Genomic DNA, 26,536 nt, shown 5'->3' on the forward strand with positions numbered 1-26,536 from the left:
TTTGTCTCGTCGATATCTATTTACCTCCGAGTCAGTCACCGAAGGTCATCCAGATAAAATCTGCGATCAGATTTCTGATACCATTCTGGATGCCCTACTGACACAAGACCCTAGCAGCCGTGTCGCTGCTGAAGTAGTAGTTAACACTGGTTTGGTGCTAATCACTGGTGAAATAACCACCAAAGCAAATGTGAATTTCGTCAATCTCGCCCGCAAAAAAATTGCCGAAATTGGCTATACCAATGCTGATAATGGCTTTTCTGCTAACAGCACCAGCGTTCTGCTGGCTTTAGACGAACAATCACCTGATATTGCCCAAGGTGTTAACACCGCTCAAGAAACGCGCCAGCAAGATAGTGATGAGCTATTCGACAAAATTGGTGCAGGCGATCAAGGTATAATGTTCGGTTTTGCCAGTAACGAAACACCAGAACTGATGCCCTTACCCATCAGTCTCGCCCACCGCATTGCTCGCCGATTGGCAGCAGTTCGTAAAACAGGCGAATTGTCATACCTGCGTCCTGACGGTAAAACCCAAGTAACTGTGGTCTACGAAGATGGGCGGCCGGTAGGTATTGATACTATTCTAATTTCCACTCAGCATACAGCCACTATTGGGGAAATTACGGATGAGGCAGCTGTACAAGCCAAAATTAAACAAGACCTCTGGTCGGCAGTAGTCGAACCTGTTTTTGGCGATATTGACATTAAGCCTAACGATCAGACGCGTTTTTTAGTTAACCCCACTGGCAAATTTGTCGTTGGTGGCCCTCAAGGAGACTCTGGTCTAACAGGACGGAAAATAATTGTTGACACCTATGGTGGTTATTCACGACATGGTGGCGGCGCTTTTTCTGGCAAAGACCCCACGAAGGTAGACCGTTCTGCGGCTTATGCAGCTCGCTATGTGGCGAAAAACATTGTCGCTGCTGGGTTAGCAGAAAAAGTTGAAATCCAGCTATCTTATGCTATTGGTGTAGCGCGACCAACAAGCATTTTGGTAGATACCTTTGGCACTGGCAAAGTGGATGAAGAAACCTTACTGGAATTAATCAACAAACACTTTGAACTGCGTCCAGCAGGGATTATCCATACCTTCAACTTACGCAACTTACCAAGTGAACGAGGCGGACGTTTTTATCAGGACGTCGCGGCTTACGGTCATTTTGGGCGGGCTGATTTAGACTTGCCTTGGGAACAGACCGATAAAGCCGAATTGTTGAAGCAAGCAGCAAACGAATCACTTTCGGCAGTAGTTGCTCAAGCACTAACTTAGACTTATACGCGACTGCAAAAACTTAGTTTATATATCTGAGGGTATAGGCAACTTCAAAAATTGGCTATACCCTTATTTCTCTTTCAATTGTCGCACTAAAGGCGGGAGTATCCCCAATACTTGTTGGTAAAGGGGAAAAGGGTAAGGGGAAAGGGGAAAGAAAAAACCTTTAACCTTTACCATTTAACCTTTACCCAAAACCCAATTACGAGTTAAAAATGCTTAATCGAGCAGTATTGGGAGTATCCCAACCGTTTTATTGTGTTGGGTTCAGACAAAAATGAGAGAATGAACAAACGAACCACATTCGCGCAGCGTCTCGTTAGAGAAGAACGCAAAGGTAAGAGGTTTGTAAAGGGCTTTTGCGCCACTCAAGTGGTTTTTGGAAAAATTGGATGCTCTCCGAAAGCTGAAATTAATCATGTTAAGGTTTTAAGCCAGCACCTTGGATGCTAACTGGTTTTTGGTCATCTCCTTAGTGTCTAGATGCCCGACTCCCCTCAGCGACCGATTTCGACATCTTCAAGGATGCCGAGTGCGTCAGGGACAAGGACAGCTGCGGAGTAGTAGTTTGTAACGAGGTATGAGATAATTGCCTTTTCGCTGATGCCCATGAATCGGACAGACAAACTGGGTTGGTATTCATCCGGGATACCAGTTTGATGTAAGCCAATTACACCCTGATCTTTCTCACCAGTGCGGAGTATGAGGATAGAGCTGGTCTGGTTCTTGGTAATCGGAATCTTGTTACAGGGAAAAATCGGTACATTGCGCCACGTGATTATTTTGCTCCCATCCATATCGATGGTGTCTGGATAGATACCTCGACGGTTGCACTGGCGACCAAAGGCTGCAATCGTGCGGGGATGAGCCAGGAAGAACCTCGACTTCCGCCGACGGGTGACTAATTCATCCAGGTCATCGGGAGTGGGGGGGCCAGTGCGGGTGTAAACGCGCTGTTTGAGGTCGGCGTTGTGTAACAATCCAAATTCGCGGTTGTTGATCAACTCGTATTCTTGACGTTCCCGCAATGCCTCAATCGTCAGCCGCAATTGTTCTTCCGTCTGGTTGTATGGTTGATTGTACAGATCCGCAACGCGAGTATTCACTCGCAACATAGTCTGAGCAATGCTTAACTGATATTCGCGGGGTGAGAGTTCGTAGTCAACAAATGTTCCTGGTAACGTCGTCTCTGTACTATGACTGGTTGACAACGCGATCGCAGCTTCTCCATACTTGTTTTGTGGAAGTTCTGCGCGAGTCCTAAACTGCTCAAGTTGAGCCTGTAAGGCCTGCGACTGGTTGAGCAGTTCCCGAAATGCCTGTTGTGGTAGCACTAATACAGTGCATCGGTTCACAGCTTGGACTGTGAACTTCCAATTGCTTTCTGACTCCACCAACACGCGATCGCCAAAATAATCACCGTCAGCTAGCATATCCAATAGAGGCTGCTCGTCATATTTGCCAACACCAATCTTGTTCGCTTTGCCATGTGCGATCAAAAAAAGCTGATTGGCTGGCTGACCTGACTGGACTATGATATCACCAGGTGCGAACTCCTGCTGAACAAACCGACTTGCCAACCCCCTTAACACCTCAATGTCGTCAAACCCTTGCAGCAAGGGCAATTCACCAAGTTCCTGGGGAATCACCTGCACCTCGGCTCCGGTGTTGGAGAAACTCAACCGCCCATCACCGACAGTATAGGTCAATCGACGGTTCAGCCGATAAGTGCCACCCTTCGTCTGCACCCACGGCAACATCTTCAACAACCACCGCGAGGTAATTTCTTGCGTCTGCGGTGCAGATTTGGTGGTCGTGGACAAATTCCGCGCAGCATCTTTACTCAAACTCAGTTGAGGTTGTCTATTCTCAACATTTAAATTTGATTCAATAAAATCCGTCATCACCCCATCCTCTAGTTACTAATAAAAGTGCCATTCAGTGCCAATACGGTTCGGTTAAGGTTTTTTGATGAAAATTCTAGATCCAAAGACGCGATAAATCGCCGTCTCTACAAGGATCAATCTTTTGTAGAGACGGCGATTTATCGCGTCTCTTGCCTTAAGCAAACCGTATTGCATTCAGTGCTGAGTGCTGAGTTCCATTAGCGGTAGCGGGGCGTTGAGCCAGTGCTGAGTTAAAAGACCGCCCACTTTCTTGCAGGGTATCAACAGTCAGCTATAATTTTTACTCACTCAGCACTCAACACTCAGCGTTCCTGATATTTAGCGCCCGATTTCCACATCTTCGAGGATGCCAAGTGCGTCAGGAGTGAGGACAGCTGCGGAGTAGTAGGCGGTGACGAGGTAGGAGATGATCGCCTTTTCACTGATGCCCATGAATCGAACAGACAAGCTGGGTTGGTATTCATCGGGAATACCAGTTTGATGTAAGCCGATTACCCCTTGTTTTTCTACACCAGTGCGGAGCAAAAGGATAGAACTGGTACGGTTATTGGTGATGGGGATCTTATTGGAAGGAAAAATGGGTACGCCGCGCCAAGATGTGACCTGAACGCCGTTCACATCTACGCTTTGTGGATAGAGACCGAGGCGGTTGGCCTCACGACCGAAGGCAGCGATCGTGCGGGGGTGAGCCAGGAAGAATCCCGGCTCCTTCCATACCGTCGCTAACAGCTCGTCGAGGTCGTCGGGAGTGGGTGCGCCGCTACTGCTGTAGATACGCTGTTTGAGGTCGGCGTTGTGCAGCAACCCGAATTCGCGGTTGTTGAGCAACTCGTGTTCTTGACGTTCCCGCAATGCCTCGATAGTCAACCGCAGTTGTTCTTCTGTCTGGTTGTACGGTTCATTGTACAGATCGGCTACCCGCGTACTGACTCGCAACACCGTTTGAGCAATGCTCAACTCATATTCCCTGGGTGTGAGTTCGTAATCGGCGAAGGTTCCCGGCAACTCAGCCTCTTGGGGATGATTGGCCGCCAGTTCAATGGCAGCTTCACCTTGGGGAGTCTGTGGTTGGTTCAGGCGGGTGCGGAACTGTTCAACATGGGTTCCTAACGCCTCAGACTGAGCGATCGCCCTCTCAAACGCCGCTTGGGGTAGCGACAAAACGATGGTTCTAGTAATCGCCTTCAGGGTGTACTGCCAAGTATCCTCGGACTGCACCACAGTTTCATCGCCGAAATGGTCGCCGTCAGCTAGCACATCGAACACGATCTGCTCGCCATACTTGCCAACACCAATCTTGTTTACCTTGCCACGAGCAATCAGAATCACGCGATCGGCAGGCTGACCAAGTTCGACAATTACATCATCTGGGGCATACTCCTGCTGAACAAACTGGTTTGCTAACCCAGTCAATACGTCAAGGTTGTTAAACCCTCGCAGCAAGGGCAACTCAGTCAGTTCTAGGGGAATCACCTGCACCGTTGCTCCAGTGTTGGTGAAAGTCACCCGCCCATCACCCACGGAATAACTCAACCGACGGTTGACTCGATAAGCACCACCTTTTGTCTGCACCCACGGCAACAGTTTCAATAACCACCGCGATGTAATTTCCTGAGTTTGCGGTGCAGATTTGGCCGTTGTCGCCAAATTACGCGCTGCGGCTGTACTTAAAGTTAACTGGGGCTGCTGATCTTCTACCAAATTGGGGTCGTTAGAATATGTCACAACTTAATCCTCCACTTTTTAGTTACTAAAAAAACCGATCTCACGCGATCGCATACTGACTTTGAAAACTCTATTCACGGACAAAAAACCTAACTTCATTGACCGAGTAATGACCTTAGATTCCCCTCACCAATCAACGATCCAATACGCCTAGCAGAAGTCCCCAGCCCTCTGGGTCCACTAAGTAGCCGCCCTGCTAACGAATTACGCAATTCAAATTCCTTATAGCGGTCTACCGTTATATGCCACTTGAGGACACCGCACATCCACTGCTCTAGTTTCTTGACGTATCCGAGCAGTTTCTCGCGGGTACTTGCATCCAGGTTGAAATCATCGAAAAGAACTGGCAGTTCGGTGGCAACGATGAGTTGAAACTGGAGCGCCCTAGAGGTCATCAGGTTGTTGACAACTTCAACGGCCTGCGGCAAATCGCAGTTGAGGAAATTCTGAACGACCAGCACACAGTTATGGATTTCGCCCTCGAATTCGATTTCTTTCTGATAGGAAAAGATATCGTTGGTTAAACAGGCGTAGTCGGCGGCGGAATTATCTAGCGATCGCATCGTTCGAGTGCGATAAATCTCCTGCGGGATCTCGTTGCCCTGAGCTAGTCGTGACAGACTCATGGTCAGATCCGAGCCAAAGGTCTTACGGCGCATCTCAACATAATCTATCGGGTCGGGAATCCGATTTTGGATCTGGTTGGCGAGTTCCCACACCCAGCTGTCAGTCATATCCTGGATTGCGCGGCGGAACTGAGTCCGCGCGTTGGCAGACATGGGACCAGCTGTGCGAGACCAAATATCTGCCAAGCCCGCTTCTACCGGATTGGTCGGAACCTCGCTGGGGGTGGAGTCATCCAGAGGCATGAACGCCGACAGTCGGGCGTTGAATACTTTCGCACCAGCCATGTTGCGGTTATTCCCGTAGAGCGCCGGGAAGTAATCGTCGGCATAGGTTCCCCAGACAAGCCAGCACGCTGTCAGATTCAGCTCATGACCAGACCCATTCGGATGGATCAACGCACCACAGAGGGCTACGTCGGCAACATCAAACTTGTGGTCATCCCAGATGACGGCATCAGGAATACCAGGTAGTGATTCCAGCATCCCCATCTCGCGCGCCCATTCCTTGGAATGCTTCCGCGCAGCATTCAGATGGGGATTCAAGCTTGTAGTGAAGGGCATGTAAAACTTCGGCAGTGTCACTGCTCCCACAGCCTGGTATGGAACGTGAGTGAACCTCTTGAACCTTCCTAAACCCAAGGCCGCATATAACGATTCAATCCGCGCCGCCGATGTGCCTAGCCCTGTGGGGCCTCCCAGAAGTGTGGATGTCGAAGAATTGTCTCCTCCCTTGTTCATGTAACGGCTCGATCGCATGTGCCACTCGTGACCGCCCGATTGCCAGTCCTGGAGTCCTTTGATGTAAAGGAGAACGTTCACACGAGCCACTGGGTCTAGTCCGTACTCCTCAAAGAGGGGGGGTAACTCGGTGACGGCAGTGTTATCAAACTGGTATAACCGCGAGGTCAGCAGTTCGTTTGTGAGATTAGCTGCCTCCTGGGTACTCACATTCAAGAAGCGCTCCAAGACCAACACGCAGTTGGCATTTTCGCCTTCATCCTCCACTTCTCTCTGGTAGGAGAACAGGTCATTGCGTAGATGTACCCCATCGGCAAATGTGTCTTTGAGTACACGCATTGGCCGAGTCGAGGCAATGTCAGCCGGAATCTCTATAAACACGGCGTGTTCGACAAGATCCGCCGACCACGGAGCGCCACCAACTTTGCGCCGCATCTCAATATATTCGATGGGGTTGGCGACACGATCCTGGTTGATATTGGCAAGTTCCCACAGAGACTCTTCAAGGAGGTTCTTGGTACTCTCGAAGAACCGAAGTCGCCAGTCCACAGATTTAGTAAAGGCGGTGCGAGACCACAGGTCAGCCAAGCCGCGCTCTACTGGGTTGGTCGGAATCGAAGGGGTATCAGTGGGATGCACTGGCATAAACGCTGGCAATCGGTCAAGGTATTCCTTTGCCCCAGCCATGTCTTGGGTGCGCTTATAGATTTCCAGGAAGTGATCGTCGAAAAAGAACACCCAAACATACCAATCGGTCACTAGGTCAAGCTCCGCTCCCGGCGCATCTGGATGGGTATAGGAGCAAAGCAAGGCGTAGTCGTGAGCATCAAATGTGCGCTCGTCCCAGATAACCGAGCTTTCCGCTTCCTCTTCTGAGCCAAGTATCCCCATCTGGTAAGCCCAAGCTTTGGAATGCGATCGCGCCGCTTCCAAGTTTGGGTTCAGCCGCGCGGGCCAAGGCATGTAAAATTCTGGCAGTTCAAAGGGTTGCATGATCTGCGCGTAACCTCCTCTGGAGTCTTCTTGCTGTCTTCATTTCGTGGCTGAGATTGGCAATTGATGAGCATCTTCACCAATCGCACTATGTCCCCACGTATAGTTTTCTGGTGGTGGCTTGTATCAATGTAATAATTTGAAGAAGAATTCAGAATTCAGGAGCAAAGCCAAAGATACTCCGCTTTTGGTCAGAATCAATCAGTAAGCAATTCAAACCCACAACTGATAGCGTAGTTTCTCGTAGAGAATTCAGAATGAATTCTGACTCCTGAATTCTGTTTCGATAAAATACTCTTCAGTCCAGATAAAAAGCTATGTGATTTTTAGCTCAAGTTCCCTATACCTAAAGATAGGAGACTTGAAAAATCTGTTTGAGTGATTACTCATTTCAGATGATGGCAAATAAATGTTTAGTAATTTATGGTGTTCTCATAATCTTTCATGGTTATAGAAAAAAAGCAATACGTAGACTCAAGCATTTAAACAGATAGTTAAATTAAAAAATGAACAATTAGAAGACAGTTAAGACAGTTAAGCAGATAGTTAAATTAAAAAATGAACAACTAGAAGACAGTTAAGACAGTTAAGCGGATAATTAAACTATTTAAGACAGTTATTAAACAATAATTACTGATTGTAAATCTTTGCAACTAAAGCAATACGGCTCGGTTCATCCACAAACCAAGTAGAGGCTCTAAACCCGAACCTATATAAGTCAGCCCAATGATGATATATATGAAAAAATTGTGGTTTCGCTAGATGCTTTGGAAGTGATATCTTTCTATTAAATTTTGTTTTTGTTTTAGTATACAGAAACCAAAAAACTTTAAAAATTACAACTGCGATCGCTGCTAGAATCAAAAAACCAACATTGTAACCAGCACTTTTAACCACAACCCTAGCTAGCAGATTAGATTTATTACATAATTCAGCAAAATGGGAAAGGGTTAATAGAAAGCCCTTTCCCTCTCTTACAAAAGCTGTAATTGTGTGAAATAATAATGAGATTCCCCGCTTTTTTAATAAGTTGGGAATCTTAGTCTTTCCAGTTAGTCTGAAAAAATCCTATTTGAACCAATACTTGACTAATTTGCGATCGCAATTAACTCATCAAGTATATTTCTACTTCGTTACCTCTGCTCCCGCTTTGTTTGACTCATTAGATGAAGAAGTAGATTCTGTCTTCTCTGATTGCGTGTCACTCGTTTGTTGCAATTGGTTGAGATGAATATTGTTCACTTGAACAATAAAGTATTCTAATGCTTGACTTGCCTTTTGTTGCTGTTGGCTTTCGTCAGACACATCATAACAACGATAAGGTGGAGTTACACCCAATATAAATTTCTCTTGTTCAGCTTCTAACAATTCAACTGCTGTATTAGCAGCAAGAGAATTCTTCTGAAAAGGAAAAGAGGTAACGATACTAGCAACTATAGAAGCAATAGCTGGGCAGAGTACAGGCAGCCATTTGAGCCAAGCTTGTCCTGCTTCTAATTTGTCTACCAGAACTAAAATTGGTGTGACTCCTGATAATATCACTGTCGCGATTTGCAAACTATAGTAAAGGTTCCTTGATACACCCCTAATTTTTTTATAATCGTCAATCAAGTCTTGGCTGTATTGTAAAGCTTTTCCTCTTGTTAGAGTCAGTGTTTCTTTATCCCAAGAATTAGGGTTAGTTAATAGATAACTATACAGTTCAGCTTTTTTTGTGAGTTCTGACTGATAAGCTGCCTTCTTATAGTTCTGGAATACTTGTCTATTGATAAGCAACAAAAAAAATAAGAAAGTTAGAGCTACTGCTCCAGAAATGACAACTGTTTTATCTTCGGAAAGAAAAACAATAAAGAGTGCAGAAGAAACAAAAGCTGCAAGTAATAGATACTCAATTACCTTTAAGTTAAATAACTTTTTTTCATCTGATGTCGAGGATAAATTTTCAATCCTATCAGAAACTTTCTTTTGGTTTATTTGATTAAGATTAGGTAGTTCAGAAGTAGTCATTGCCTTTTACTCAATTCGTTATCGGGTGAAATGTAGCATTGAAGAAGAATTCAGAAGTCAGAATGAGCTAAACCTTAGCTATCCGCTAACAAGAGTCAGAATCAAGACGCTCTCTACGAGACGCTAAAAGCGAACGCGGACTCGCTTGCCGCCGGCTTTATCCACCAGTCGCATAGAATACCCAACTGAATTCTGGCTCCTGACTCCTGAATTCTGTTTCGATAAAATGAATAGCAATAAATAGAATTAATTGTGCTGAGGGTGTATAAGTCAGGACAACTTCGCAAATATATAGAGTTCTAACTTTTGCTTAGATATCCCTTATATAATTGCTCTTAAGTAACTTCTCCCTTAGCAAAACCTTCTAGCATCTACTATTAGCTCCTATTTTGTGATTGACTAGTTGGCTGAGATGCTTTACAAAAGCCAGAAATGTTTTTTCTGTTCACGTAAAATTATCTAGATACAGCAAGTCTAATTAATCCTAACCATACATACATTTGATTGATAATGCAAGGCTTTTTTGATAGTAATTTTACGTAGCTATTAAAATACTTTTGATACAATTACTGTGCTTGTGGCAAAAAATATATGATTTGGACTTTGCAATAGTCGAATTGTTTTTTGGGGAATTTTAAGCCTATCGGGGGTGTTAAGCTGTCGTGTCAAGATTGGTAGACAACTATTTCGACAGGAAATTATGCAAGATTCTCTGATTTATCAAGATATCCTTCAGAGAGGAAGATAGCAGGAAGCGCTAGCACTGATAAGATGCGAACAATTGCAGAAATTAACGAGAAAATCATCCGCCAACGTGCGGTAGTGTTGACAACTGAAGAGTTAAAAGCACGAGTTGTAGAAATTGGTGTTACTAAGGCGGCTAAAGAAGTTGATGTAATTACCACTGGTACGTTTGAGCCGATGGAATCAAGCGGTGCAATTATCAATCTCGGACACACTGACCCTCCGATCAAAATTCGTCGTTGCTGGTTAGATGGCGTACCAGCATACTCTGGTTTTGGGGCAGTAGATTTATATTTGGGTGCGAGTTGTGCTGTGGAGACAACAGACGGAGAAGAAGTCCGAGAACGTGGCGGTGGTCATGTAATCGAAGATTTGATCGCTGGTAAAGCTATACATGTAAAAGCGCAAGGACAAGTGACAGATTGTTACCCCAGAGCAAGTTTTGAAACTACAGTTACCCGTGAAACGATTAATCAGTTTTATTTATTCAATCCGCGCAATCTTTATCAAAATTTTATTGTTGGTGTAAATGGTGGCGATCGCCCCCTCTTCACCTATCTGGGCCCCTTACAACCGCGTCTAGGGAATGCCGTTTACTCTAATCCTGGCGCTATTTCGCCCTTACTCAACGATCCTGATTTGCAACTTGTTGGTATAGGGACTCGGATTTTTTTAGGCGGCGGTATTGGCTATGTTGCCTGGGAAGGCACTCAGCACTTCCCCTTACAAAAGCGTTTAGCTAATCGTACACCCATTGGACCTTCTGCCACTTTAGCTTTAATTGGTGATGCCAAACAAATGGATGCTCATTGGGTGCGGGGTTGTTACTTTAAAAGTTATGGTCCCTCATTGATGTTAGGGGTTGGTGTTCCACTCCCCGTATTAAATGAACAAGTAGTTGAACACTGCGCCGTACAGGATGAAGACTTAGTAGCCCCAATAGTAGATTTTTCCATTCCCCGGCGCGTTCGTCCCACTTTTGGTTTGGTGAGTTATGCCCAACTCAAATCTGGGAGGATCACTATTGAGGGCAAAGCTGTACGCTCTGCCCCCTTAGCGAGTTTGTTTTTTTCTAGGCAAGTTGCCCTAGAGTTGAAAAAATGGATTGAAGCAGGGACGTTTACCCTCACAGAACCAGTTTCTCCAATTCCGATGGAGCGATCTTTTCTACCCCAAGACCGTCGAACGGATTTTTGATCTTGGGGAGCAGGGAATGGGGGGAGCCGGGGAGGCAGAATAATTAATAACTTCTGATTACTGAGCCATGCCCCATGCCCCATGCCCAATTCCCCATTCCCTATTCTTGAGTCGGTTTCGGTCGCTTGATGGGTTTAGGAGCAGGCGTTTTTGGTATAGGTTTTGACACCACAGAGGTGTCGCCGCCTGCGCCTGTTTTCTTGATGGGACGCGGAGTTTCGCCACTGCGTCTGGGGGGGAATGGTTTTCTACCACCAGCACCAGCACCACCGCTACCGCCAGCACGAGGGCCACCTCTGAATGGTGGTTTGCGTTTTTTGGGCAAGTCAGCGATCGCTTCAGCTTTTTCTACGATCAAAACATCAGCTTCTCGCTTGGCTTGGAAATCCCAGAACTTTCCTACCGCTTTGGTGGTCAGGACACCCCTCAATTTCAACTTGAAATACTTGGGTTTGTCAGTTGGTTTGCGTGCAGCCTGCCTAATTTTGACTACTAAACTCTTAGCGTCAAAAGATTGGTAGACTACCTCACCACGAACAGAAAAACCACCATCAGCTACTTCTGATGAAGGGATCGTGGGAATTGTGCTTAATTCAGAATTTTCGGATAAGCCATCATCAACTGTCTGTGACTCTTGCAACTCTAAATCTGACTCGTCCTCATCTGTTGAGCTTTTAGCCAGATTTTCTGGCTCCCAAACTCCGACGATTTGGATGTGCAAGGTGTCATTTTCTTGTCTTGTACGTGGATATACTACCCACAAGTGTTCTTTTTCTAAGTCTAGATGATTCTTGACTAAGCTCATAATCCGGCCTAGGAGGACGGCATTGAGTTCTACACCATCTGTGGTTAGTAGCGTACCTTGAGTAAATTGTTCGCTGCTAGCATGATAGCGACCCCGGACTAATCCGATCGCTCGGTACTGCATCGGTTCGCTGGGAGGCGGAATCGGTTGCTGTCGATTGACTAAGTTCCCATTTGAGTCAGTCTCGCTGGGATTGACAGGCGAATTTTCAAATTTAGAGGGCTTGGGTACTATGTGAACATTAGAGGCAGCCTCTATTTTATTTGGGCCCTGGTTAGAGGCAGAAGAATTGGAGGATTCAGGCAACGGCATCAGGTCGGAATTCATAAAAACTCCTTGCGGCGGAGACACATCCCATTGTGGGATTTTATAAAGGTAGCTGGAAAGAGCATTTGTGCGACTGATGAAAGTATATTTGCTTTTCACAAAGTCACACTAGGGTACTCTATAACAATACTAAAGGCGCTAAATTGAGTGTATAAACACTAAATGTGTAATTTAGCGCCTTTACACTAGTTTCGGAAGCATATCATAGCTACAATTCTGACGGCTCCTCCTAAAGTCATCACTTACTTTAGCAGTGTAAATAGTTAATTGTTATAAAATTCACAGGCAATTGACGGTATTCCGCAAAGTTTTGGAAATTTTTAACTTTACGATTTGTGTAAATGATAATGTCATTAAAATTTAGGAGAAAGACAAAACTGTGTCTCAACCGCGCAATCGTTGGATAGTTCAAATCATCTTGGCGCTGGCAATTCTTGCTTTTGTGGGTGTTTCGGTGATTCCCATAATTGGAGCATTTAATAATACGCCACCCTCAAACCAGAATACTGCTAGCACCAGAGGCACTTTGACCTCTGCTGACCAAAAATCAAAATTGGAAGATGAAGTACGGGGTTATGAACTGGTTTTGCAAAGGGAACCAGAAAATCAGACTGCGCTTAAGGGCTTATTGCAAGCGCGTCTACAACTACTGAGTCAAAAAGAAAAAAGTGAGGTTAAACCAGCTGATATCCAAGTCGTAATTGAACCCCTGGAAAAGCTAGCCAAGCTGAATCCCGAACAGTCAGAATATTCAGTGCTACTAGCTCAAGCTAAACAGCAAATAGGCGATCGCGAAGGAGCCGCTCAAGCTTATCGCACAATTTTGTCTACAAAACCTGGCGATTTGAAGGCTTTGCAAGGAATGGTGGCTTTGTTAATCAGTCAGCAACGCCCAGAAGCAGCTATTGGTTTGCTGCAAGAAACCCTCTCGAAAGCAGCCCAAGCAAATACAATTCAGCCTGGAAGTGTAGATACAGTAGCCGTGCAGGTGTTGTTAGGTTCTGTTCATGCTTCCCAGAAACGCTACGCTCAAGCTAGCTCTGTATATGACCAGGCAATTAAGAAAGATCCTAAAGATTTTCGCCCCGTTGTGGCAAAAGCTATGCTCTTGAAACAACAGGGCAAAGACGCAGATGCAAAACCTTTATTTGATAGTGCCGCAGCTTTAGCACCTGCTCAGTACAAAGACGAAATTAAAAAGGCAGGAATGACTTCCCCCATTCCTAATTCGGCAGTATCTCCCGCCGCGCCTTCATTGAAAAGTACTCCGAAGTAATGGGCATTGGGCATTGGGCATGGGGCATTGGGCATTGGGCATTGGGCATTGGGAATTGGGTTGTTCTCCTTATCTCCCTGCTCCCCCTGCTCCCCTCACGATCCTTCAATAGCAGCTACGACACCAAAGACTAAAAACAGGCATCCGCCAACAAAGGTGAGTTGACGCTCAGAAATGCGTCCGGCAATCATTTTGCCACCAATAACTGCGATCGCAGCACAAATGGCATGTCCTAAAATTGCACCTACTGTGACTCCAATGGGATTATTACCTGCGGCTAGGGCAATGGTGGCAATTTGAGTGCGATCGCCCCACTCTGCCATAAATGTCAATATAAAGGCTTCTATGACAATTGCTAAGGAAGTCTTTTTCTTTGGTAACTCCAAATCTGCTTTTTTCACCGCAGCTTCGGCTTCTTGTACAACTTCCGTATCACAAACAGCCGAGGACATCTTACTAGCGTCATATAACAGCTTGATACCAAAGGCAAGAAACAAAACTATTTCGGCGTAATGAATATAAGCTTTTGGCAATAAAGATACCGCTTGTCCAAATAGCACCGAAAGGATGGTCATCGCTGCTAAAGCAGATGTAACACCTATAAATACCAGCCGCCGTGGGTGGTGCATTGCCAAAATCACGGCAATAAAAAATGTTTTATCGCCTAATTCTGAAACTGTGATTAATAATAAACCTGCGGTAAAAGCTGTTAACACTCTCTCAAGCTCCTGAAGAATCCTTTACCGATGTGAAGCTTGATGAGAACCAAAAGACCTCACCAAGTTTACACTTTTCGGTGTGAACTTAGTGAAGGTCTCGCTTTCAAATATTTATTATTCGCCACCTGAACCAGGCTCATCGCCAGTATGTTGATTCAGATGTACTGGCTTTTATTTTTTTGCCAGCAGCTACTCCCCTTCAATGCGAATCTGATTTTACATCTGTTATAGGTAAAAGTCAAGAGTGGAGAATGGAGAGATATAACTTTAAAAAAAGAAAGCGTCACATACAGCCCGATTCAGAGATTACTTTGGTAAAAACTCCTCATCTGTGAGTGCTGGACAGATAAGATGAATCATGCACAAGGTTAAGGCCAAATCCTATCCCATTATGCAAGTCCGACCAACTTAGCACTTAGTTGCCACATGCGATCGCCTTTGTCGTCATCGCGGGCTTGAGGAGAAACCTTTTGAACAAAGGATTTACCATCTTCCTTCTGGCGATTTCCCCAACTCCAATACACACCGGATTGATTGTACTCAGGATCGGCAACCACCGCCGCAACTCGTTCTCCCGCCAATTCCTGAGACACATATCCCTTAGTGATGTACTTCTGGAATAATGGAAAGATTTTCTGAAATAGGGGATAGTGGTTTCTAAATAGTGGCGTTTCTGCAACACATCCCGGATAGAGAGAGTTGAAGACGATACCAGTTGATTCGTGATAGCGCTGATGCAGTTCCCGCATAGTCAGCACGTTACAAACCTTGCTGTCCTTATAAGCTTTGACTGGTTCAAATTTCTTACCATCAATCATTGAGATCGGCTCTTTAAACCCTTCTGCAAAGCCCTGCAAATCGCCCAAGTCTGGACGCGGGGGAATCTTTCCACCCAGTTCATCTGGATTATGGGTAACAGTTCCCAAAATTACGAGCCTTGGCTCTGAAGATGACTTCTTCAGATCCTCTAGCATTAGGTTACACAAAAGGAAATGTCCCAGGTGATTTGTGGTGACAGTTAGCTCGTAACCTTCTGGACTGCGTAAAGGCTCCTTTATTAAGGGCATATAAATTGCGGCGTTGCACACCAAAGCGTCTAGGGAGTGGCCGCTTGCTCGAAAGTTATTCACAAATTGTCGAACGCTATCCAAAGAGCCAAGATCGATATGCATGATAGTGTAGCTGCCCTGATGCGGGATTCCCACAGATTGGGCTGCCAGTTGAGCTTTGGCTACATCCCTACAGGCCATTACTACATACCATCCCCTTTCAGCAAGAGCCTTGGCAGCGTACAAACCGACCCCTGAAGAGGCACCTGTGATTACAACCGTTGACTTCCTATCCTGTACCATTCTATTCAGACTCTGTTAATCACCTTTTTCTCTCTTCAGGATTTTACATCACTGAGTTGTACCAACATTTATTTTTGTAAGATATGAATTTAATATTTGGTAATAAATAAGCATTTAAATCAAGGTTTCTAGCTAACTTGTTTACGAAATATTAAGCTCATATTCATCTTTATAATCAATGCTCACAGATAACTTTTAGGTAGGCGATCGATGCTCTTGTTTGCGAAGATTGTTCTTAATTTTCCAATTCTGCATCATTAAAACACCATTCTTTGTGCTTTTCAGCTAATGAGAGAGGTAAAGGATACTCACATTCAGCAGAAGTCCACCAATGACAGGATCTGAGATAGTGTGTAATTACATGATGAAGTTGGAATTTATCTGGTGATGGCGTTGCTAGGATATTGTGAGTGCGTGGCTGCGGAGCTTTCCAATCTTTTCTTGGAGATGGATTGTGAGCATTATTTTTGATAATGCATTTGCCTGTTTTTGCATCACGTTTATTTATTGATTTACCATCTTTGTTAGTTTCTTTTTCGTATGTCCTCGATATCCAAGCTTGATAACGACTCATCTCTTTAGCTAGTTTATTAGTATCAGATTTTTCAACAATGCTTAGGATAGTTTGAGTAAACTCACTTGCATTTAAATTGCAATTTTGTGGAATAAAAATTCCTTTTGTAAAAGAAGCTGCACCTTTTGTAAATGTTTCCTGTTTTGTCGCAAGCCCATATCCTTGCGGAACTTCATTGTTCATATTGTCACGGATACGAACAATGTGGATTTTATTTGTTGGTGGTTTATCCGGCTGAAACTTACTATCTTGTAACCAAGACCAATAGCTACGAGCATTTTGACCATGAACAAATAGATATATATCGTCAGCAGCAGAGTATGTCTGGCTCAAGGTAGTCAGCATATTACTGATGACTTGATCGCAATTAACCTTAGATGTTCTCGACTGTGATAACTGGCAAATTGTATCAGGCATAGTTCGGAAATTTAGATCCCTTTGAGGCAATAAAACGCTAACTTCATTTTTATAAATTGCTACTAAAACTGGCTCATTAAAACTTTGAATGGCTGTTTTTTCGTTCCGTCGAATTACATACAAACCAGCATAGACGGTGTTATCGTCAGGAGTTGATAAAGGGTAATTTAGGTCGAATGGCAAAATTGCATCCAGAATGGCAGCAAGAGCACGATTATAAAGACTATTTTGTAAATTTTCGTCTGTTTTGGCTTCCCCAGTTTCATTATCATCTCCCTTCTCTGTAGATAAGATGCACTGAGGAATCAAATTATACTTAGGTAATAGAGATTTTAGATAAGGTTTTGGATCTTGATTACCACGATATCTAGGATGGTCTGGAGATAAAATTTCTACGATCATCGGCATTGGATGTTCGGGTTGATTCTGCTGCCCAAATTCTCGAATATGACGGTCAATGATAACTGTTCGACCGTTTCTTTCCATCTCTACTAAAGGATCAGCTAAACCTTCGGATGTATAAAACTCTAGATTAAGACTGTTGCCAAAGTAATGCTTGCCAACTAATGCAAGAGCGTCTCGGACTTCTTCTGTGCGGTAACGTACTTGAAGAGTTAAGTTATTTGCTCGCTCGGTTAGGAAGAATTTTAATTCCTTGTCAATTTTAGGAAGTTCATTTTTAGAAGGTTTAGGTCTAGAAATAGTTGGCGTGTCCTTAAATCGTTGCCTAATAGATTTTTTCAAATCCCCGTCAACGGAAATCCTTTTCCAGGGAGCAGAAATTACTACGCTAGGTGGCAAAATATCTTTGATTTGTTCAAGTAATGTTCTCTCATCCCCAAAGGTAAATCCTGTTCCCCATCCTGCCTTCTGGTAGACTCGCGCCGGAATCAGAATATCTGTCTGGTCTGTTCCAAGAAAATTTAATGGGTTTGCCAAGACATCCGTTATGTTTGGAATTTGCACTGATAAACGTTCTAAAATTTGGCTGACCTGTCGGTTTTTCCATTGAGGAACATACTCAGTTCCTTCCCGACGGTAATTTGCTTCCAGAACTGTAAAGGCATTTGGCTGTAGTAGGTTGTAGTCTCCTAGCCAAGATCGTAATCTACGAACATAGCATCTTGTAGTACGCTTCTCCAACCGGATATCTGAGTCCTTTCCTTGTTTAACTATCCAACGCTTCATCTGAAAGTGAAGGTTGATTTTTTTAGGATCTATATCACTTTGAGTTGATATAATAAGCGCCACAGATGCTCGATGACCATGTGCATTTGGAAATGGCGGCCAAGATACAAGTTCAACAGTATTTCCGCTTCTTCCTGGACCAAATAAAAACTTAAATGAATTTTCTCCTAGTTGATACTCGTGCTTACTTAGTTCCCAAGCGATCGCCCAAGAAGGTGCCCAAAATTCGAGATGATTAGGTGCTACTTCAGCCCAATGAAACTGATCTACACTGCAATATGGTTTTAACGCTTCATGTTCTGATTCTGGATAGCATACTTCAACCCATCTCTTGAATATAAGAGCTAGAATTTCTGGATCAACTTCTTCATAAGCCAAGAAAGTCGCGGGGTTTGGTTCACCATTAACTGTCAAACTGTTGATGACCCGAATCTGTGGCAGCAATAATCGTAGCGTATTAAATAATGAAGTTGTTGGAGCGTTTTCTTCAGGTTCTCCATAATGGGTATTAAATTTTTTTAAATTGGGAAACGGCATCACAAAACCAGTGATATCCCTGACCAGTGCCTCTTTAAACTCAAGGTAGATGGGCTGATAGTAATTAATACTCAAAGTTTCACTCCGTGAATGAAATGGGTTAGTCGAGTTAGTGGGTAATAAACTGGCCCATAGAGGGTTTTGATCAGCCTTCCAGAAGCACCGCCTTTATTGATGGCGCTGCCCAAGAGCTTGCGGGCAGCAAACAAAATAGAGTTTTGCTCCGAATCCCCAGACGAATTTCCCTTTGCGGTTTCTGGCATAAACGCGGCATCGACAAACCAGACAACTGTTTTGCGACCACCGCGAGTGCTACGTCCAATTAATTGAGTTAAATTAACCGTTAGCGTCCAGATAAGCGGCGTTTTGAGCGCAATTTTAGCGATTCTATCAGGTAATCGAGAGAAAATTTGCGGGATTGTCAGAAAAGTGTCTCGTGCATGTCGAGCATGTCTCTGAATAACCTCGACGGATAGTTTGTCGATGATATCTATTGTTTCCTTATTAACCCCACTGATAACTGTTTGATTATCATCTGGGCTAGGGTGCTGTCTAACAGCAATCACCATACCACCAAAGTATGGTTCTCCAGTCAGAGGATGCATCATGTTAATAGCACGAGATATAGCACCCATTGGCGCAATTAAAAACTCTTTACCACGACCTGGAAACTCAGTGAGTTTAGATCGGGAAACCTGATCGTCTGAAACCCAGCGACCATCTTGAACAACATAAGATGCCCTATCAAGATAGGGATTTTTTAGAGAATTGTAAAACGCCTTAGCTTCTGCATAGCTATTTGTCACAATTAGCAGATTTTTGCGATCGCTACCTACGTTTGCTGCTAAATAATCTTGAAATTGCTCAAGTAGTGGCTTGCCTTGTTTGCTTTTACGGCAAAGTCCTGCAATCATGCGGCTAATGTTCTCCTGCCGATCATCTCCTTGACTACCGGAGATAAAGACAGGATTTCCTGCATCGTCGACAACGGGGCAATAAAAGAATTCACTGTCATGCGCTACCGCTTTAGACTTCTCAGGAGGCGGTTCGATTAACAAAGTTGGCTTTAATTGCACATGAAAAGGATATGATTGTTCGGTATCTCCTGAGTAACTAGTTGCTGATGTAACTAACAAATTTGCTGGAGTCAGCCCATCTATGCTGAAGATAGAATTCCATTGGCTTAGAAGTGACCTACCCAAGGCAATCCCACGAAATATCCTAAGTTGTCTGTTGAGGAATTGAGCGCTAGTGACGGAACCAACAGGAGAATTAGGTAACAAGCTTTCAAAGTCACTGGGAGGGGTTATTGGTAAGGTAGATTCCAGGTCAACGCTAGCGTAACCTCTAGCCGATACGTGCTTACTTAATGCACCTAATACATGGGCTGCATAAATGGCTAGTTGCAGCAATTTAGCAAGGTTGTCTATGAAGCGCTCGACATCAGATTCTAGTTGTTCAAATTTAATATCCCATCGCGTTGTTTGAATAAACTTTTTGCAGTTAGGATGGGGTACTGTAGTGAGCAAGTCTCCTGCTAACAATGCTCCAGAAACTAATGCTAAACGTTCTGCAATTACTGTGTCACTAGAGTTAAGACCAATGGTGTCAGGACTAACAGGATTGTTTTGTATTCGCTTGAAAATTTCACGGTAGCGATCGTAGTTACGCTGATATTTAGATAAAGTTTGTTTTCGGACTTTGTTAGCACTAGTTTGAACATGTGCTAATCCTGAAAGTTGTTCAGCCAACTTATCAAAAAATGTCCAAGCTGTAAACAATCTTCCTTCCTGGGTATATGCTTTTAAAAGTTTTTCAATTTCTTGACGGGAACTTTTACCTTTAATTGTGTTTGTAATATTTCTCATCAAATACATTAAAGCCCCAATTCCTCGGTTGGCTAAATGTCGTTGATCTTCTGACTGTTCTAAATAAGGATCGCGGTATCTCCCTGGCACAACCACTTCGCCTTCCATCAGACCATGTACATGTTGATAAGATTCAGTTCTTGTCCATGTATCTTGCAACAAATCGAAAGATGCAAGTGTCTCTGTAGGATAAAAAATTTCATCTAGCTTGGGTTGAGCAAGATCAACTTCATCAATAATGAACAAATCTGTTGTTAGTGCCAAATATTCAAGAATGGTAATATTTTCAGTCAAATTGTGTGGGGCAACTTTTTTCTGAATAAACCCTTGTAAAGTTCCAACTATGAGTTGGGCATTTTCTAATGTAGTAGCTTTAATATGTCTGGGACAGATAGGAGCTAGGGGACAACTGTAAACCTTATTCTGATCATTAACATCTTGTAGCTTGCTGAAGCATGGTGGTCTGCTGCGCTGACCATTTGATGTTTGTGGAATCTGAGGTTGTGCCAAGCTATACAATGGGCAGGATTGTGACAGCCATTTAAAACCAGGATGGGTGAAAGGCTGCTGTTTGTTACTGAACATTACAGCCTGATTTAATCGGCTGAGGTGCTTGTGTCGTTCCGATTCTCCAATAATCGGAACTGCCGCGATCCCAACTTTTTGAGCAAATTCAAGCCAGTTCTGTACTTCCCCTACACTATTTGTAGCAATCGCAACTCTTTTATTGCTATCTACCAAGAGTGCAACTAGGCAATCAATGAGGGTGGATTTGCCGCTTCCAGTCGGGCCTAAAATATGACCTTCTCCATCAATATAAATCTCTCTGGCTTCTTGATCCTGTTGAATATCCCAATAGGTTGACTGATTAAGTATTTGCCCTGCGTCGTATCCTAAAATTGGTTTCAATTCAGTTCCTTTCTTAATCAAATCAGCTAGGGGGATTTTGATAGACTGACGATCCTTGGAAAGATTAATGCTGGGAATTTGAGTGGCGTACTTTACACCAATATTGGCAATTTCGTTTGAAATTCTGATTGTGCGCGTCTGCTGTGGGTTAATGTTGAACTCATAGTCACCAGCCGGGGCTGGTCTGTATTTCCTTTGCTGAAACTTCAATGGCTCTTGAGTCAGCAGGCTTTCGTATAGGTCATACCGAGCCAATGCCATCTTTTTTGTTGGCGTAATTTTGTTGCTTAGGTAGTCGATTTCAAAACCTAGCCAACCAGAAGCCGAACTTTTGGCAACCTCATCATAACTACGAAGAGCAATTTCCCAGCTAATTGAACTACGGAATTCTGCCGCTAAATGGCGTAGATGCTTCAAAATATCCCACTGTGCATCTGTAATACCTGGCTCTCGGTAGCCTTGCATCAGTAAATGTGCTTTCCGAATAGGTTGGTCAGGGAAATGAGTCCACAGAGCATGAAACATTAATTCTGTACGGGCGAAATCGGAAAATTTCATCTCAATCGGTGGTGATTCACCTCCCATTGCTTTTTTTAGGGCCTCATTCAAAGTACTGCTATCTCTCACTTCAAAACTCCCTTGACACGCTTAATTAATTCTGACTCTGAAAAAACAGGCAAATTTCCCTTATACCGACTTTTAAAAGCTGCTTGATATGCTAAATTTTTCCATCGGTAATCTGGGATTACAAAGAATGATTGAGACTGGCCAATATTTGGAATCGTATCTTGATTTAATTCTCTAGCTAACATGGTGGCGCTTCCCCAATCTTTAGCGTCAATTGCCCAAATATCTCCAGTCGGTAGTACTACTTTCAGATCAGCCTTGTCTAGTTCTGGCCATAGTTCTACTTGCAATCCCATTTTTTCGAGAGTTCGAGCTAAACGCAATTCTATGAGGGAAGGTCTAATTAGGCATATGACGGTATCTTCTATCGGTGCTCTATCTACTCGCCCTTCTAATGGTTCACAACAGCCTTGGATATCTCGTGCGGCACAATCCAAATATCCACCGCAAGTCTTGCATAATGGCATTGACTCAGACTGCGGTGGTGCATCCCGATATGCTTGCATCAATAGGTCTAAAACTGGATCGATATCAGGATTATTAGAGCGAAATAAGGCAATTATTAAATCTGAAGGAAATGGGTTCTCAGCAATAAATCGACGGAAAAGTGTGTAGGTACTGTGGGGTAAGCTAAGTCGCTCAATTTCTGCCATTAAGCGTGGAATGTAGCTTTGATTCTGCTCTCGTTCCAAATTCAGTGCATACCTGCTAGCCCAAGCTTCGCATTCCTCTGAGGGGCGCGTCATATTTCCAATTAATGGGTCTTCAGGATAATCGACGAATTCGGAAAAGTCTGGCTCAACTGCCTCTACTGACTCTCTGGCCCCTTCAACCATACACAATATAGCTGGATGTCGCATTTCCTCATCCCGCAGTATCCATTTCAAACTCAATCCTTGAAATGCTTCATATAATGGCTGTGGAAACGGTTGTGAGTCCTCGACTAGATAAGCTGGCTCACCTCGGTTAATGCGATCGCAAATCTGCACAAGTCCTTTACATAACTTGATGAACAGAATTTCATCCTCACTGAATTGCATATCCAGACTTTTATATAGCGATATTGACCGTTATTTTAATACGTTTGAACTAGTTTTCAGACTTTAAGAATATTTATAATCACGTTATTATTTATCGAGGTGGACAAAATTTTTGTAGTCCCCTCGATTTTCCATATAAATTTACCTTTAGCTAATACCTCCGTTCTTTTGGCTCAAACATAGTAATCGCCACCGGTCGATATTGAATGTCAATTCCGGCTGGTGAATAGTAAGCCATTGTGTGTTTCAGAAAGTTGGCATCATCTCGCTCGGAATAATCTTCGCGGAAATGAGCGCCCCGACTTTCTTGCCGATTCAGAGCTGATGCCAAAATAGTCTGTCCCACTATCATCAAACTTCGCAATTCCAAAGCTTCCACAAGTTCTGTATTCCAGCAACTACCTTTATCATCTAAATAAATTTGTGGATATTGCTGTTGAATTTCTGCTAATTTGTGTAACCCTTCACTCATTAATTCCTCAGTGCGGAAAACGCCACAGTACTCAGTCATACAATCCTGAAAGGCTTGACGGACTTGGTTAATGCGATACTCTCCTGGTTGTTCTAGCAAAGCTTGAATTTCTTGCTGGGCTTGGGTTAAATAGCGTTGCTCATCTACGGACGGCAACTTCCGTTTTTGGACAAATTTTGCGATCGCAGCCCCAGTTCTCTTGCCATAAACGACACATTCCAACAGGGAGTTACTACCAAGGCGATTGGCACCATGTACGGAAACACAAGATGTTTCGCCAGCCGCAAAGAAAGCATCAACTAAGCCATCACCACTAGTGCGGACTTGCCCATCGGTGTTAACTGGGATACCACCCATACAATAGTGAATTGTCGGACGGACTGGCATTGGTTGAGTTACCGCGTCAACACCCACCAAACGATGCGCTTCTTCCCAACAGAAGGGGACGCGACTCATAATTTTTTCTTTACCCAAATGGCGGAGATCCAGATAGACAAAGGGGCCACCAGCGCTACCGTCGAGATGAACACCACGACCGGCGCGAATTTCATAAGCGATCGCGCGTGAGGTAATATCACGAGGAGCCAATTCCATGCGGCTGGGTGCATAATTCGCCATAAAGCGATCGCCTTCACTATTAATCAGATATGCCCCTTCACCCCGTACCGCTTCCGAAATCAGTACCCCTACGGGATATAAACCAGTGGGATGAAACTGGACAAATTCCATGTCTTCGAGAGGCAAACCTGCGATCGCAGTCATTGCTAAACCATCACCTGAAGAAGCGTAATCATTAGAGGTGGTATTATAAACGCGACCATAGCCGCCTGTGGCAAACATCACCGCCTTAGCTCGCACCACTTCTATATGTCCATCCAGAAGATGGAACATTACCACACCTTTCGCCTCATTTTCTTCCAAAATGAGACGCATCACATACCATTCTTCATAAACTTGCACCCCATAACGCCGCAGGTTGTTAACCAATTCGTGCAAAATTGCGTGACCGGTCTTATCGGCTGCGTAGCAAGTGCGGTTGTGGGAATGTCCGCCAAAAGCTCGTTGGGCAATGCGACCATCGGGTAAGCGAGAGAACAAAACGCCTAGATGTTCCAAATCAATTACCACATCTGGCGCTTCTTGGGTGAGAATTGCCACAGCATCTTGGTCTGCCAAATAATCAGAACCCTTGACAGTATCAAAAGCATGTGCTTCCCAACTATCTTGGGAATCAACATTTTTTAGCGATGCAGCCATACCACCTTGAGCCGCCACCGAATGGGAGCGAATTGGGTGTGTTTTCGCAACCACAGCAATATTTAAACTAGGATCGGTGCGAGCAATTTCCAGCGCCGCACGACATCCTGCCAATCCACCCCCGACAATAATTACATCGTGTTCCAGCATAATTAGTCCCTTGATTGCAAAGCACTGCTGTTCTATTGTAGAGATGTGATTAATCAGGTAGTGCGTTGCGATCGCCGTGGCATCTCTACAAAAAAATTCCCTGCCTATAGACAGGGATGTTATTACAAATTTTTAAATTAAAAGTGAAGAGTTAGGAATGAAGAGTTAGGTCTTCATTCCTAACTCTTTAGCTAGCTGCTTGCACAGGTTGTTGCTGAGACACATTACCTGGTATGGGTTCCATTTTAGTTCCCGGCCCTACAGGAGTGACTTCAATATGATTTAACAAGGTCGTGACAAACGCAAACAACAAGAAAGGTAGCGATAGCAGAACGACCAAACCCGCAGTTGCTAAAGCGTACACAGGACGCTTCGCACCCATCAGCGCCAAGGCAGATGCCAAACTTAGGGTAATTGTAATTAACCAAACAATTATTTGACCGTAGATATCACCAAAAGTCAGCGTACAGACAAACCGATACTTTTGAATATTATTTCCGCTCATCACATTTGCCTCAAGTCTCTCCTATATAGGTTCTACGTTAGAACCATGTTTGCTTTGTAGACAATTTCTAAATATTTTTGCAAAATTCGTAATATTGCTTCACAATTAACTTTTTTTGTTACAAACCGCAATTCATAGTCCTGCATGGCGTAAATAAAACAAGCATACTCGACGGTAAGCCCTTTTCCTATATCTCCATGTTCCCTATACTACGGTGTACACATAAGTCCTAAAAACCTAGTTTTGTAGGGTGTGTTATCCCGTAGATTAACGCACTATTCTAGATTTTTGGTGCGTTATGACCATAGATAGATCCAGCAAAGTAAGGATGTGAAATCCGATTTTTTGGTGTTAAATTTTGAGTATTGCCGGAATTTGTTGACTTAAATCAACAAAAACCTTTATTTTTCGTGGCAATGTTGTTTTAGGAGTGAACGTGAATACTATTTTTCTTCGTAAAGGTGTTTTTTGGTTGCCAGGTATAGCTGCTCTTGTAGTTCTGAGTAGCGGCTTATCTGCAAGTGCCCAGACAGTAGACAAGGTAAGCAGCCAAGCATTAACTGACTCTTCCGCAACCGTAGCGTCTCCCAATGAGTTTAGTACAGAACTAGACTCTGTAAGCCAAAATCTCTCTACAGAAACAACTGAAACATTTACAGCCACAAATTTAGCTGAGGTACAGCAGCTCCAAAATCCTCTAATACAGGAAAATGGCAGTGCAACGTCTACACCAGTTCCAGGCACAGTGGCAACCTCGTCTGTGACTCTCACCTCTGAGTTTGTCCAACCAACTTCTCAAACGACTGCTCAACCATCTGCTACCAAAGTGGCACAATCGGATATTGATTTAGGTAGAACAACCCGTGGTGGCAGTAGCTATATTGGCGTGGCTGCTAACATTGGTTTGAGTGGTGATGGTAGCTCGTCTTTGGGCGATGGTAACTTTGCAGTAGTTAGTAAAGTCGGACTGACAAATTCTATATCAGTACGTCCTTCAGCCGTATTTGGCGACAACACTACAATTTTGCTTCCGCTCACCTACGATTTTACCTTCAAATCAGCAGATGCTTTTAGCGAACCGTTAGCGATCGCACCTTACGTTGGAGTTGGTGCAGCTTACAAAACTGGTAATGATTCGCAATTTGCCTTTTTGATATCTGGTGGCATTGATGTGCCTTTAACTCCTCAATTCACAGCAACAGCCTCTGTCAATGCGGGATTTTTCGATCAAACTGATGTTGGCTTATTGTTAGGAGTTGGTTATAACTTCACTGGATTATAAGAGTTAGGAGTTATG

16 protein-coding genes are annotated in these 26,536 nt (G+C 43.9%); 4 read left to right on the plus strand and 12 right to left on the minus strand.

The features are described from left to right. Window position 1 precedes the first annotated feature (1 nt). Complete coding sequence (gene metK, locus H6G86_RS16065) at window positions 2–1,276, plus strand: methionine adenosyltransferase (RefSeq protein ID WP_163927402.1); 1,275 nt, start codon at window positions 2–4, stop codon at window positions 1,274–1,276. A 500-nt stretch (window positions 1,277–1,776) separates the two neighbouring features. Here the strand turns inward: metK and H6G86_RS16070 are convergent, their stop codons facing one another. The 4 genes from H6G86_RS16070 to H6G86_RS16085 all read right to left on the minus strand — a co-directional run bounded on the left by H6G86_RS16070 (window position 1,777) and on the right by H6G86_RS16085 (window position 9,275). Beyond that, the gene (locus H6G86_RS16070; protein WP_190935165.1) at window positions 1,777–3,183 is read right to left on the minus strand and encodes a family 2B encapsulin nanocompartment shell protein; all 1,407 of its coding nucleotides are present in this window, start codon (window positions 3,181–3,183) and stop codon (window positions 1,777–1,779) included. Window positions 3,184–3,504: 321 nt separating this feature from the next. Further along, window positions 3,505–4,911, minus strand: a complete 1,407-nt coding sequence (locus tag H6G86_RS16075; RefSeq protein ID WP_190935166.1) for a family 2B encapsulin nanocompartment shell protein — start codon at window positions 4,909–4,911, stop codon at window positions 3,505–3,507. 95 nt (window positions 4,912–5,006) lie between these two features. After that, a complete protein-coding gene (locus H6G86_RS16080) occupies window positions 5,007–7,268 on the minus strand; it encodes a family 2 encapsulin nanocompartment cargo protein terpene cyclase (protein WP_190935167.1) in 2,262 nt (753 codons plus the stop codon). 1,125 nt (window positions 7,269–8,393) lie between these two features. Beyond that, window positions 8,394–9,275, minus strand: coding sequence for a DUF4231 domain-containing protein (locus tag H6G86_RS16085; protein ID WP_190935168.1), 882 nt, complete (start codon window positions 9,273–9,275; stop codon window positions 8,394–8,396). A 771-nt stretch (window positions 9,276–10,046) separates the two neighbouring features. On the opposite strand from H6G86_RS16085, the gene H6G86_RS16090 reads away from it, so the two are divergent. Next, window positions 10,047–11,216, plus strand: a complete 1,170-nt coding sequence (locus tag H6G86_RS16090) for a homocysteine biosynthesis protein (protein ID WP_190935169.1) — start codon at window positions 10,047–10,049, stop codon at window positions 11,214–11,216. Between the two features lie 100 nt (window positions 11,217–11,316). Here H6G86_RS16090 and patR read toward each other — a convergent pair whose 3' ends face one another. After that, a complete protein-coding gene (patR, locus tag H6G86_RS16095) occupies window positions 11,317–12,348 on the minus strand; it encodes a heterocyst master regulator PatR (protein ID WP_190935170.1) in 1,032 nt (343 codons plus the stop codon). Between the two features lie 379 nt (window positions 12,349–12,727). Between patR and H6G86_RS16100 the strand changes: the two genes are divergently transcribed. Continuing rightward, a complete protein-coding gene (locus tag H6G86_RS16100) occupies window positions 12,728–13,624 on the plus strand; it encodes a tetratricopeptide repeat protein (RefSeq protein ID WP_190935171.1) in 897 nt (298 codons plus the stop codon). A 95-nt stretch (window positions 13,625–13,719) separates the two neighbouring features. Here H6G86_RS16100 and H6G86_RS16105 read toward each other — a convergent pair whose 3' ends face one another. The 7 genes from H6G86_RS16105 to H6G86_RS16135 all read right to left on the minus strand — a co-directional run bounded on the left by H6G86_RS16105 (window position 13,720) and on the right by H6G86_RS16135 (window position 25,239). Continuing rightward, the gene (locus H6G86_RS16105) at window positions 13,720–14,340 is read right to left on the minus strand and encodes a TMEM165/GDT1 family protein (protein WP_190935172.1); all 621 of its coding nucleotides are present in this window, start codon (window positions 14,338–14,340) and stop codon (window positions 13,720–13,722) included. A gap of 392 nt (window positions 14,341–14,732) precedes the next feature. Continuing rightward, a complete protein-coding gene (locus H6G86_RS16110) occupies window positions 14,733–15,695 on the minus strand; it encodes a protochlorophyllide reductase (protein ID WP_163931646.1) in 963 nt (320 codons plus the stop codon). Window positions 15,696–15,930: 235 nt separating this feature from the next. Then, the gene (locus H6G86_RS16115) at window positions 15,931–18,486 is read right to left on the minus strand and encodes a pPIWI_RE module domain-containing protein (protein ID WP_190935173.1); all 2,556 of its coding nucleotides are present in this window, start codon (window positions 18,484–18,486) and stop codon (window positions 15,931–15,933) included. Continuing rightward, window positions 18,483–21,797 (minus strand): pPIWI_RE_Z domain-containing protein, encoded by a 3,315-nt coding sequence (locus H6G86_RS16120; RefSeq protein ID WP_206758438.1) that lies wholly within the window; start codon window positions 21,795–21,797, stop codon window positions 18,483–18,485. Before H6G86_RS16120 ends, H6G86_RS16115 begins: the two co-directional genes overlap by 4 nt. A 14-nt stretch (window positions 21,798–21,811) precedes the next feature. Next, entirely contained in the window at window positions 21,812–22,855 is a 1,044-nt protein-coding gene (locus tag H6G86_RS16125) for a restriction endonuclease-related protein (RefSeq protein WP_190935174.1), read from the minus strand. Window positions 22,856–23,006: 151 nt separating this feature from the next. Then, the gene (locus H6G86_RS16130; RefSeq protein ID WP_190935175.1) at window positions 23,007–24,734 is read right to left on the minus strand and encodes a succinate dehydrogenase/fumarate reductase flavoprotein subunit; all 1,728 of its coding nucleotides are present in this window, start codon (window positions 24,732–24,734) and stop codon (window positions 23,007–23,009) included. Window positions 24,735–24,921: 187 nt separating this feature from the next. After that, entirely contained in the window at window positions 24,922–25,239 is a 318-nt protein-coding gene (locus H6G86_RS16135) for a hypothetical protein (RefSeq protein ID WP_114084056.1), read from the minus strand. A gap of 436 nt (window positions 25,240–25,675) precedes the next feature. On the opposite strand from H6G86_RS16135, the gene H6G86_RS16140 reads away from it, so the two are divergent. After that, on the plus strand, window positions 25,676–26,521 hold the full coding sequence (locus H6G86_RS16140) for a hypothetical protein (RefSeq protein ID WP_190935176.1): 846 nt from the start codon (window positions 25,676–25,678) through the stop codon (window positions 26,519–26,521). The last annotated feature ends 15 nt before the right edge of the window (window positions 26,522–26,536 follow it).

It is taken from the genome of Nostoc sp. FACHB-133 (assembly GCF_014698055.1).
Taxonomy (GTDB): domain Bacteria; phylum Cyanobacteriota; class Cyanobacteriia; order Cyanobacteriales; family Nostocaceae; genus Nostoc.